General features: G+C 68.9%; 7 protein-coding genes and 1 riboswitch. Of the genes, 4 read left to right on the forward strand and 3 right to left on the reverse strand.

The window, feature by feature from the left end; genetic code table 11:
* From FV220_RS21475 to FV220_RS21490, 4 genes are all read left to right on the forward strand, one after another.
* Nucleotides 1–817, forward strand: an 817-nt coding sequence (locus FV220_RS21475; protein WP_147833152.1) for an iron chelate uptake ABC transporter family permease subunit, incomplete at its 5' end; no start/stop codon positions are given.
* A gap of 358 nt (nucleotides 818–1,175) precedes the next feature.
* Nucleotides 1,176–3,581: a TonB-dependent siderophore receptor gene (locus FV220_RS21480; RefSeq protein WP_246689511.1), complete on the forward strand. Its 2,406-nt coding sequence runs from the start codon at nucleotides 1,176–1,178 to the stop codon at nucleotides 3,579–3,581.
* Nucleotides 3,582–3,678: 97 nt separating this feature from the next.
* Nucleotides 3,679–3,877: riboswitch (cobalamin riboswitch) on the forward strand.
* 300 nt (nucleotides 3,878–4,177) lie between these two features.
* Nucleotides 4,178–6,379, forward strand: a complete 2,202-nt coding sequence (locus tag FV220_RS21485; protein WP_187273489.1) for a TonB-dependent receptor — start codon at nucleotides 4,178–4,180, stop codon at nucleotides 6,377–6,379.
* Nucleotides 6,373–7,875, forward strand: coding sequence for a PepSY domain-containing protein (locus tag FV220_RS21490; RefSeq protein ID WP_187273490.1), 1,503 nt, complete (start codon nucleotides 6,373–6,375; stop codon nucleotides 7,873–7,875). The genes FV220_RS21485 and FV220_RS21490 overlap by 7 nt, the downstream gene beginning before the upstream one ends.
* Nucleotides 7,876–8,007: 132 nt before the next feature.
* Here FV220_RS21490 and FV220_RS21495 read toward each other — a convergent pair whose 3' ends face one another.
* The 3 genes from FV220_RS21495 to FV220_RS21505 all read right to left on the reverse strand — a co-directional run.
* Entirely contained in the window at nucleotides 8,008–8,454 is a 447-nt protein-coding gene (locus FV220_RS21495; RefSeq protein ID WP_056141309.1) for a cupin domain-containing protein, read from the reverse strand.
* Between the two features lie 107 nt (nucleotides 8,455–8,561).
* On the reverse strand, nucleotides 8,562–10,595 hold the full coding sequence (locus FV220_RS21500) for a nitrate- and nitrite sensing domain-containing protein (protein WP_147833157.1): 2,034 nt from the start codon (nucleotides 10,593–10,595) through the stop codon (nucleotides 8,562–8,564).
* 243 nt (nucleotides 10,596–10,838) lie between these two features.
* Nucleotides 10,839–12,008: PLP-dependent aminotransferase family protein (locus FV220_RS21505; RefSeq protein ID WP_147833155.1), on the reverse strand; the 1,170-nt coding region annotated here is incomplete at its 5' end.

The following is a 12,008-nucleotide window of genomic DNA, read 5'->3' on the forward strand; positions in this document are numbered from 1 at the left end:
CCCCTGGCGCCTGCCCCGCATCGCCGCCTCGCTCGCGGCCGGCGCGATGCTGGCCATCGCCGGCACCCTGCTGCAGCGGCTCACCGGCAATCCCCTGGCGAGCCCCGAAGTGCTCGGAATCAGCTCCGGGGCCGCCCTCGGTCTCGTCGCGGTCACGATCGTCCTCGGCACGCCGGACCGGACGGCGCTCCTCGGCGCCGGCAGCCTGGGGGCGCTCGCGACCCTTCTGGCGATCCTGAGCCTCGGCCGCCGTGCCGACACCGCGCCCGAGCAGATGCTGCTGGCCGGCATCGGCCTCACCACCGGGTTCGGCGCCCTCCTCACCATCCTGATGATCAGCGGCGATCCTTCCGTGGTCATGCTGCTCGGGTGGACGGCGGGCTCCACGGCGCGGGTGGCGCCGGAGGATGCCGTGGCCGCCCTCGCCATCCTCGCCCTCGGGGCCGCCTGCCTTCCCGGTCTGACCCGATGGCTCGATCTGCTACCCCTCGGCGCTCCCACCGGCCGCTCGCTCGGGCTCGACCTTCGCCGCAGCCGCCTCGCCATCCTCGTCCTGGCGGCGATCCTCACCACCGCGGCGACCCTGGTGGCGGGGCCGTTGAGCTTCGTCGGCCTCGTGGCGCCTCAGGTGGCGCGGTTGACCGGCCTCACCCGCGCGGCGCCGCAGCTCGCGGGTGCGGCGATCGTCGGCGCGCTCATCATGGTCGCGGCGGATTTCGTCGGGCGGATGGCGTTCTTCCCCTACCAGCTGCCCGCCGGATTGGTGGCGACCCTCGTCGGCGGACCGTTCCTGATGTGGCTCCTGGCCCGGCGCTGAGGGCGCCTCTCACAACTCTCGGTCACGGGCGGCTCTCCCTCGGAGCACGACGGCGCGGCTGGCGCTTCGTGAGAGCCGCCGAGTCTTCCGGAGCGCGTTCATCAACACGTTTATCGAGGTTATAGACTCGAATTATTCCAAAGTATGAATGTGCTTCCTAGGCAACGCAGTCACAACTTCGCTCGCCGAACCGCAACTTCGCCTTGCTGTCAAAGACGCCGTATGGATTTGTCTTGCCGAGGCGCGAGCTTTGTTTTTGAATCGTTCTACGCGATGCATCGGCAGAGACATCTCGCTCAGTCACGATCGAGCCCGTGCTGTATTTTCGACGATCAAGGTCTTCTGTATGTCTGATGGCATGTTGCTCTCCTCCGGCACGGTTTCTCACAAAGCCGTGAGTGGCCGGCGCTGTCTGGCCGGCGTCTCCACCGTGGCGATGCTCGCCATGGCCCCCGCCCTGTGGAGTGGGGAGGCCTTCGCCCAAGCCGCGTCGGGCGGCACGGCGGCGGTGCAGCTCGACACCTTGTCGGTGCAGGGCTCCGGCGCCGGTGTCGGCAGCGGCAGCACCAACGACAGCATCGTCGCGGCGAATTCCTACGTCGTGTCGCGCAGCTCGTCCGGCACCAAGACCAACGCCAGCCTGCGCGAAATCCCGCAATCGATCTCGGTGGTGACGCAGAAGCAGCTCGAGGATCGCGGCGCGCAGAACCTCGCTGATGCATTGGCCTACACAGCAGGAGTTTATGCTTCCCCTCAGGGCGATGACGGGCGCTTCGACCAACTCATCATCCGCGGCTTCGACCAGACCATCCGCGGCGTCTACCGCGACGGCCTGCGCCTGCCACTCACGAGCTTCTCCGGCTTCCCGCAGGAGCCCTACGGGATCGAGCGCATCGACGTCCTGCGCGGGCCGACTTCGGGTCTCTACGGCCTGAACGATCCGGGCGGACTCGTGAACTTCGTCAGCAAGAAGCCCCTCGACGTGCCCCTGCGCGAGATCTTCGGCTCTTACGGCACCTACAACCGCAAGCAGTTCGGCTTCGACCTGAGCGGTCCGGCCAACCCCGAGAAGACCATCCTCTACCGGATCACCGGCTTCCTGCGGAACGGTGGCACCCAGGCCGATTACGTCGACCTCGACCGGGTGTACATCGCCCCGGCCGTCACGTTCCGGCCGTCGGCCGATACCAGCCTGACGCTTCTGGGAAATTACCAGAAGGATGTCTCGGGCGATAAGTACCGCTTGATCCCGCAATATTACACAAACGGGTCGAACCCGCTGAAGGCCAACCTGCGCGACCGCTTCCTCGGCGAGCCCGATTTCAGCCGCTTCAAGTCCGAGCGGGCCATGGCGGGCTACGAGTTCTCGCACCGCTTCGACAACGAATGGACCGTGCGCCAAAATCTGCGCTACGCCCATGCCAGCACCAACTACAACAGCATCTACCCGACCGGGCTGAACAATACGGCTTCACCCTCGCTCATCAACCGTTCGGCCCAGACCTGGCTGGAGGATTACGGCGTCTTCACCGTCGATACCCAGATCCAGCACGAGCACGTGTTCGACTGGTTCAAGAACACCGCCTTGCTCGGCATCGATTACAGCAACATTCAGAACAAGAGCGACCAGAGGGGCGGCCCGACCCAGTCGTTCTTCGATCCCAGCTTCCTCATTACCGGCGTGGGTCCGGCACTCGTCGGCCCGATCGATGTCCTCAACCCGACCTATGGCTCGGCCGTCGCCCCCCTGCAGAGGACGCTGTTGAGCCGGCTGTCGCAGGAGCAGACCGGCATCTACGCCCAGGATCAGGTGAAGTTCGGCAACGGTTTCCTGTTCAGCGCCAACGCCCGCTACGATTGGGTGAAGACGCGGACGGACGTGCAGAACCCCGCCCTGGATGCCGTTCGTACGACGCTGAACAGTATCGGCGTCCCGAACGCGATCCCGACCAATTTCGGGGTCACCCAGAATGCGGAATCCTATAGCGGCCGCGTCGGACTGTCGTATCTCTTCGACAACGGCCTGACGCCCTACGTCGCCGCCGCGCGCTCGTTCAACGTGCTGCCGTTCTACATCCAGTCGAGCACTCGGAGCCAATTCGTCCCGGCCGTGCCGGATACGTATTCGATCGGCCCCGCCAAGCCCGAGATCGGCGAGACCATCGAGGGCGGCATCAAGTTCCAGCCTCCGGGATCGAACAGCACCTTCCTGCTGACCTACTTCAATACCAAGAAGACCAACGCCCTGACCTTCGACGGGACCGATCCACTGCAGCAAGCCTATTACCAGACCGGCGAGATCACGGTGAACGGCATCGAGGCCGAGGCGACCCTTGAACTCGCCGAAGGGTTCCGCCTGCTCAGTTCGCTCACCGCCCTCAACGCCCGGGTGACCAGGGACATCCCGCCGTTCCCCTTGCCCGACGCGACCGGAAACCGGCCGATCCAGGTTCCGAACATCGTGATCTCGAACTGGGCCGACTATACCGTCCAGACTGGCCTGTTCCGTGGTCTCGGCTTCGGCTTCGGCGTGCGCTACATCGGCGATACGTTCGGCGATACGGCCAACACCATCCGCGTGCCGGATTACTTCCTGATGGATGCGTCGATCCGCTATTCCTTCGACAACTGGCGCTTCCAGGTGGCCGCCAACAACCTGGCCGACAAAGTGTATGTCGGCACCTGCGCCCAGCTCGGCGGATATGTCGGCTGCAATTACGGCGACGGCCGCCGCATCACCGGCTCCGTCACCTACCGCTGGTAGGCGACGCGCATCCGATGAGATTGGCCCCGGATCGAAAGATCCGGGGCTTTTCTTTTGGGCTGTTGCCGTGACGTCGTTGACGCGGTCTCCCGGCCTCGACTAGCTTGAGCATGACGGTTCCTCTTCGGGGGATCAAAAGGGAACGCGGTGAGGACCTTGTGTCCGATGCCGCGGCTGCCCCCGCAACTGTAAGCGGCGAGTCCTTCATCAACACGTCACTGGGTGATCACCTGGGAAGACGATGAGAGGGCGGTGACCCGCGAGCCAGGAGACCTGCCGTCAGTCGTGGTCACACGCGAAACGCATCGGGCGGGGTGTCCTGGTGGGGTGTCGGGGCGTTCGCATGTCGCGAACGCATCGGTTTCGTTCGCGGTGACGTGCCACTGCGCTGAGCCGCGCCCGCCGTCTGCCTGCGATGCCCGATCGTTCCCGTTCCTTCCGTTACAGAATCGCTCCACGGCATGCCTTCGGCGAGACCGTCCGGTCCCGCACGCAGGCATTTTGCCCGGTTCGCCGTATTGTAACGTTATAACATACGATTTAGCAGAGGGGGCGCGGCACTCGGCCAGCGATCACTCCGGTTTGCCAAAACGAACATGCCCAGACAGGTCACCCACCGCGCCCCCGGCCGGACATCCACGGCCCGCGCCACCGCTTTCCTCGCGTCGCTCCTCGGCTCGACCCTGCTCGCCGGTCAGGTCCGGGCACAGGATTCCGTCAGCCAGAATGCCGTCACCCTCGACCAGCTCACCGTGGAGGGGAGCGGGGTCGGCCTCACCCGCGCCAACCCGGTCGGGCTCAACCTCTCGACCCCCTCCCGCAGCGCCAGTCGCCTTGGCCTGACGCCGCTGGAGACGCCCGCCAGCATCGACGTCATCAGCGGCGAGACCGCGCGCATCCGGGGCCAGAACACGGTGGTCGAGGCGGTGACGCAGAACGCCACCGGCATCACCACCATCGCGTCGCCCGGCAACGGCAACGGCGCCTTCTCCAGCCGGGGCTTCGCCGGCCCGAACTCGATCCAGCAGCTGTATGACGGCACCCGCCTGTTCGTGGGCGCCGGCACCGTGACCTTCCCGTTCGACACATGGAACGTGGAGAGGATCGAGGTGCTGCGCGGCCCGGCCTCCGTGCTCTACGGCGACGGCGCCATCGGCGGCGTGGTCAACGTGGTCTCGAAGAAGCCGAGCTTCACGCCGATCCATGCCGCCCGCGCCGCAACCGGGTCGGATGGGCTCGCGCGCCTCGCCGTCGATCTCGGCGGTCCCATCGGCGATGCGGTGGCCTACCGCCTCAATGTCAGCGGCAACCGCGACGGCGGCTGGACCAGCCCGAACGGGGATTTCCGCAACCTCGCGGTCTCGGGCGCGCTGCTGTTCCAGCTGAACCCCGATCTCGCGGTGACCCTCAGCCACGATCTCGGCTACCAGGAGCCCGCCCGCTACTGGGGCACGCCGCTGGTCGATGGCCGGATCGTCCAGTCCCTGCGCAACAACAACTACAATGTCGACGGCGCGAAGGTCATCTGGTCCGACAACTGGACCCAGCTCAAGACCGAGTGGACGCCGAGCGCCGACATCACCATCCGCAACACCGCCTACCGGCTGCAGAGCCGTCGCCACTGGCTCGATGTCGAGCAATACAGCTTCAATCGCGGCACGGGCCTCATCGACCGGTCCAGCTATACCGAAATCTACCACCAACAGGAGCAGGTCGGGAACCGCTTCGACGCGGCCTTCAAGGGCAACGTCTTCGGCTTCCGCAACGAGTTCGCCATCGGGTTCGACGTGAACCACGTGGATTTCCGCCACACCAACAACTTCTCCAGCGCGGGCAGCAACCTCGTCACCAGCGTCGATCCGTTCAATTACGATCCCGGACAGTTTCCGGCCAATGGCCGCGCGAGCCCGGCCTATGCCACCAGCACCAACCAGGCCTCGGTCTTCGCCGAGAACCGGCTGATCCTCAGCGACCAACTCTCCTTCCTCACCGGCGTGCGCTTCGACGCGCCGACCCTGCACCGGCGCAACCTGCAGACCGGCGACACCTTCGCGCGCTCGTTCGAGGCCCTGAGTTACCGCTTCGGCCTCGTCTACAACCCGACGCCGGATTCGGCCCTCTACGTGCAATACGCCACCGCCACCGATCCGGTGGGGAGCCTCATCAGCCTGTCGCAATCGAACGCCAATTTCGACCTCTCCACCGGCGAGCAGATCGAGGTCGGTGCCAAGGGCCTCGCGCTGAACGGCGCCCTCGAATGGACGCTCGCCGGCTACCGCATCGTCAAGGACAAGCTGATTTCGGCGGTGCCGGGCCAGCCCAATGTCTCGACCCAGGTCGGCCGGCAATCCTCGCACGGGGTGGAGGGGGCGCTCGCCCTGCGCCTGCCCGATGGCTGGCGCATCGACGCCAACCTCGCTCTGCTCCACGCGCAATACGACGAGTTCCGGGAGGGGGCGGTGTCCTATGCGGGCAACCAGCCCATCGACGTGCCCGAGCGCGTCGCCAATGTCTGGCTCAATTGGGCCTTCGCCCGCGACTGGGAGGCCAGGATCGGGCTGCAGAATGTCGGCCGGGTCTTCAGCGACTTCTCCAATACCGCGCCACGGCCCGACTACACCCTCGCCCATCTCGGCCTCGACCATCAGGTCACCCCGGCCTCGCGCCTGAGCCTTCGCGTCTACAACCTGTTCGACACAACCTACGCCATCAGCGGCAACGCCGTGGACGGGATCGGCACCAACTGGATCCTCGGGCGACCGCGCTCGTTCGAGGTGGCCTACAGCGTCGCGTGGTGAGCCCGCTGAAACGAGGGAAGCGGTGGCTGGTCCTCGGCCATCGCTGGCTCGGCATCGCCACCGGGCTGCTCTTCGCCCTGTGGATCGGCTCCGGGCTGGTGATGCTCTACGTGCCGTTCCCGAGCCTCACGGAGACGGAGCGTCTCGCGCATCTTCGCCCGATGGCATGGGAGGCGGTCGCGGTCTCGCCTGACGAGGCCCTGGCCGCCGCCGGGCTGCAGGGCATGCCCCGCAGCCTCGATCTGGAGATGCGCGGGGACGAGCCTTTCTACCGGATGTCGGCCAGCGACGGCCGCCGCATCACCCTCTCGGCGCGAACCGGCGCACCGGCCGGGCCGGTCGATGGCGAGGCGGCCCGGCGCCTCACCGGGGCCGGTCCCGGCGCGTCCGTGGAGGAGGTCGAGCGCGACCAATGGACGGTGACGGCGCGCTACGATCCCCTGCGACCCTTCCACAAGGTCGCCTTGAACGACGCGACCGGCACGGAGCTCTACGTCTCGGAAAGGACGGGCGAGATCGTGCTCGACACGACGCGGTTCGAGCGCGGCTGGAACTGGGTCGGCGCCGTCACCCACTGGGTCTATCTCACGCCGCTGCGCGCCCGCGCCGAGCTGTGGCGCGATGCTGTGCTCTGGATTTCCGGCATCGCCGCCTTCACGGCGCTCAGCGGCCTCGTCCTCGGGATCTGGCGCCTGCGCCTGAGGCGGCGTTACGCGCGAGGACGCGTCACGCCCTATCGCGGGATGGCGCGATGGCACCACCTCGCCGGGCTCATCGGCGGGATCGGGCTCACCACCTTCATCCTCAGCGGCTGGCTCTCCATGAACCCGAACCGCTGGTTCACCTCCCTCGCGCCGCCCGCCGACCTACGCGAGGCCCATGCCGGGGCGGACAGCCCCGTCGGCCTCACGACCGCGAGCCTGCGGGCGATGGCCGCCCATGCGCCCCTCGGCCTGCATCTCGCGCGGATCGGCGGGCACTGGGTCGCGACGGGGCTCGACCGCACCGGCGGCCGGGTGATCGGAGACGCACCCTCGACCGCCCGGATCGCGGCGGCGGCCGGCTTCGCCATGGCGGGTGCGAGGCTGGAGGGCGTAGAGCGCCTCGACACTCATGACCTGTACTGGTCACCCCTCACGAGCGGGACGCTCCCCATCCTGCGCCTGCGCTTCGCCGACCCGGCCGCCACCTGGCTTCACGTCGATCCGCAGAGCGGCGAGATCTTGAACCGGCTCGACCGCTCCGGCCGCGTCAACCGCTGGCTGTTCACGGCGCTCCACCGCCTCGACCTGCCAATCCTCGTCGGCCACCCGCCCGCCAGGGACGCGGCGCAATGGCTGCTGAACCTGCTCGCCGGAGTTTTGGTGGTCACGGGGGTGGTCATCGGTTGGCGGCGGCTCGGCCCGAAGGCCGGCGCGCATTCCCCTCTCCCCGCACGCGGGGAGAGGGCCGCGACGACCCCGTCGTCGGCGCGGCGAGGCGGCAGCCGGGGGTGAGGGGGCTTGGCCGAAGGAGCCACACCCGGAGAGACCCCCTCACCCTCGCCCTGGCGGTCTCACGTCGCCTCCCGACGAGGGGAGGACGACGTCCTCTCCCCGCCCGGCGGGGAGAGGGGAAGGGCGTGTGCCTTACTGCTGCTGGGCCTGCTGCGACTGGCGCATGAAGGTGTCGGGCGTGCCGGTTCCGTCCGAGACGAAGCGGATGTCGCGCGGTTCGCGGCGGGGCGTATCGACGGAGAGGAACACCATCGGCTCCTCAAGGATCTCCGGCACGGAATGCACCACGCCGCGCTGGAACATCACCAGCTTGCCCGGCCCGACCTCGACGGCGGGCTCGTCGGCGAACTTCATCATGCAGCGGCCCGAGAGCACGTAGAGATACTCGTCGCAGGAGGCGTGGCTGTGCGGTGGGGTGGGGGAATAGACCCGGAACACCCGCGCGCTCGCCGCCGGCTGATCGACGAACCGATGGTCGGCCACCATGGTGGAACAGGCCTCGGGCAGGGTCGCCACGGCGGCGGCGACGTCGAACACCGCATGGGCGGCGGTGCTGGAATGTGTCGGGTCCTTGTCCATCGCGCGTCCTGGGCTGTCCGTCTGATTGCCGGCGCAGAATACCCGCTTTTCGCGCCCGCCCCAACGACGATGCCGAGATGCGGGCCCAGGACGACGGGCCCGCCCCCTCAGGCGGCCCGCACGGTCGCGAGAAAGCGGGCGACGTCGGTGCCGAGGCGGTCCGACTGGCGGGACAGTTCGGCGGCGGCCGAAAGCACCTGGCTCGCCGCCGCGCCGGTCTCCTCGGAGGCCTGGGAGACGCCGCCGATGTTCGCGGTCACCTCGCTCGTTCCGCTCGAGGCTTCCGCGACGTTGCGGACGATCTCCTGGGTCGCCGCGCCCTGCTGCTCCACCGCCGCCGCGATGCTGGTTGCCACGACGTCGATTTCGCGGATGCGGGCGGTGATGTCGCCGATGGCGCTGACCGCCTCGCCGGTCGCCCCCTGGATCAGGCCGATCTGCCGGCTGATCTCGTCGGTGGCCCGCGCGGTCTGGTTGGCGAGTTCCTTGACCTCCGCGGCGACCACCGCGAAGCCGCGACCGGCCTCGCCGGCCCGCGCTGCCTCGATCGTGGCGTTGAGCGCCAGAAGATTGGTCTGGCCGGCGATCTGCGAGATCAGGACGACCACGTCGCCGATGCGGGAGACCGAGCCGTCGAGCGCCTGGACGAGGTCGGCCGTCCGGTTCGCCTCGCCGACCGCCCGGCGGGCGAGGTCGGCCGAGCCGTCGACCTGCCGGCTGATCTCGCTCACCGAGGCGCCGAGTTCCTCGGCCGCCGCCGCCACGGTGCCGACATTGGCCGCCGCCTCCTCGGCCGCCGCGGCGACGCTGGTGGATTGGGCCGCCGTCTGCGTCGCCGTGGCGCTCATGTTGCGGGCGGTGGCCTGAAGCTCGGTCGCCGAGGACGAGACCGTGGCGACGATGCCGCCCACCGCCGCTTCGAGTTCGTCGGCGAGGCTGAGCACGGCCTGCCGCTGCCGGGCCGCCACCGAGGCCGCCAGACGCTCCTGCTCGGCGCGATGCAGCCGGCGCTCGATGACGCTGTCGCGGAAGGCTTCCGCCGCCTTCGACAGTGCCCTGACCTCGTGCGGGCCGCCCTGGGGCACGGCGACATCCTCGTCCCCCCGGCCGATCGCATCGAGCACCGAGGCCATCCGGGTCAGCGGCCGGGCGATGGCGCCGCCCAGCCCGAAGGCGAGGCCCACGGAGAGCAGGAACGTGGCGAGGCCGGCGACCAGCCAGGCCAGCAGCGCGCTCTCCGCCTCCGTCCGGGTCGCGGTGGCGGCGGCGACCAGATCGGCGCTCAGGCGGTCCTCGACCCCCTTCAGGCCGTCGATCCGCTTCGTCGCGAGCTGGAACCAGAGCGGTGCGTCGCGGAAGGACAGCGTCTCGCCCAAAGCCGTGTCCAGCGCGAGCTTGCGCAGGCGCGCCGTCTCACGGGCGGCCTCGGAGGCTTCCACCGCGTCGAGCAGAGCTGCCTGGTCAGCCTCCGCTCCGGCGCGGAACCGTGCCTCGGCGGAGCTCTGTCCGCCGCCCAGGCCGGCGAGCCGGATGAGGGCCGGCTGGTCGAGGCGACCCGCCGAGAAGGCGGCGGCCCCCGCCGCGCGCTCCTGGCCCGCCTGCTCCTTCAGGGTGAGGAAGGCCGAATAGGCCGAGGCCCGCCCCGCGATGGCGGCATTGCCGACGAGACCCGCCATTTCGCGGACGACGGCGAGCCCTTCCGAGACCAGTCCGGTATAGAAGGCGGCGGCTTGCGGCCCGGTCAGTTCCAGCGCGTCGATGCGGCGGCGCTGGTCTGCCAGCCTGGCTAGATCCTGTTCGAGCGCCTGCCGGTGGCGTCCGAAGGCCGGATCGTCCAGGGCCGCTTTCAGGTCGCGGATGCCGGCATCGGTCCGGCCGCGCTGGGCCGCGAGTTCGGGCGCGAACTGGCTCCCCTTCGAGCCGATGAACAGGCTCGACGCGCCGCGCTCGCGCTGGATTTCGTGCAGGAAGGCGCTGATCCGCGTGGCGAGGTCGGCCAGCGCCTCAACGCGGATCATCTCGTTGCGCTGCGTCGCCCGGTCGGAGACCGCGATCGCCGTCACGGCTCCGAAGGCCAGACACGGTGCCAGGGCGACCGCAACGATGCGGGCGCGGAGTGTATTGAACCATTTGAAAGACATGCCGGTACCCTGATCGGCCACGATGGTTCGATCCTCTCGGCGAGAACGCATAAAGAATATTTAAAAATGTTATGAAATCGAGGGCTGAGTGCGGTCGATGGTTTGGAGAGCCACACGTGCAAGCCTCCAAGTCGCACGACTGATCCACTCCCCCTTTGTGAGGGACGATTTCCTGCAAAAGATGCTTGGCGGATGGCTTCCCGGCCGGATGTCGATCGTCTCGGGAAAAGGCCGACACCGTCGTCAGGCCTTCCCTCCTCTCGGCTTCAGCGCCTCGGCCATCCGTCTCACCGCCGGTATGACGGCACGCTCCGGCACGCAGGCATAGCCGAGAAGCAGCCCCTGCTCGGCTCGCGCCGGATCGGCGAAATGCGGCGAGAGCGCCGTGGTGGCGATGCCGGCACGCGCGCAGGCTTCCACGGCGAGGCGATCGTCGAAATCCGTTCCGGGGACGGGGCGGGCCACCAGATGCATGCCGCCGTCGCGGGGCGGCACCTCCAGCACATCGCCGAGATGGTCGCGCATCGCCGCCGCGAGGGCCGCCTGTCGCTGCCCGTAGAGACGCCGCGTCCGGCGCAGATGGGCGGCGAAATGGCCCTCCGCGATGAAGCGGGCGAGCGCGCCCTGCCCGAGGATCGAGGCGAAGCCGCCGCTACCCGTGAGGGCGCGGCGCACGGGTTCCACGAGGGCCTCCGGCAGGACGAGGTAGCTCATCTGCAGGGCGGGCAGGAGCACCTTGGAGACGCTGCCGACATAGAGAACGCGCCCGGCCCGGTCGAGGGCGTGGAGCGGTGCCAGCGGCCGCCCGGCATAGCGGTACTCGCCGTCGTAATCGTCCTCGACGATCCAGCCATCCTCCGCCTCCGCCCAGGCGAGGAGGGCGAGGCGGTTCTCCAGGCTCATCGTGTCGCCGAGGGGATGGCCCTGGGCCGGCGTGACCACCGCGAGCCGCGCTCCGGGATCGAGGGACCGCGCCCGCGCGATCGAGAAGCCGGCCGCGTCGCACGGCACCGGGACCGTGCGCAGGCCCGCGGCCCGCAGGGCATGGGCGAGGCCGGGAAAGCCCGGCTCCTCCAGATAGGCCGCCTCGCCGGGCTCCAGCAGAAGCTCCGCCAGGAGGCGCAGGCTCTGGCGGATGCTGGCGGTGACGATCACCGCCTCCTCGCTGCAGGCGACTCCGCGCCCGGCCGAGAGATAGGCCGCCAGGGCGCGGCGCAGGCGCGGATCGCCGAGGGGATGACGATGCGCGGGCGGGCCGGCGCGCCATTCGGCCTGGAGCAGGCGCGCCCAGGTTTCACGTGGAAACGCATCGAGGGCCGGGCGGCCGAGGGCGAAGGCGTCGGGGATCGGGGCGTCGCCGGCCTCGCCCCGCGACGCTGCCAGCGACGCCCCGCGCCGCGACAGGACCGGCGC

It is taken from the genome of Methylobacterium sp. WL19 (assembly GCF_008040005.1).
Lineage (GTDB): Bacteria > Pseudomonadota > Alphaproteobacteria > Rhizobiales > Beijerinckiaceae > Methylobacterium > Methylobacterium bullatum.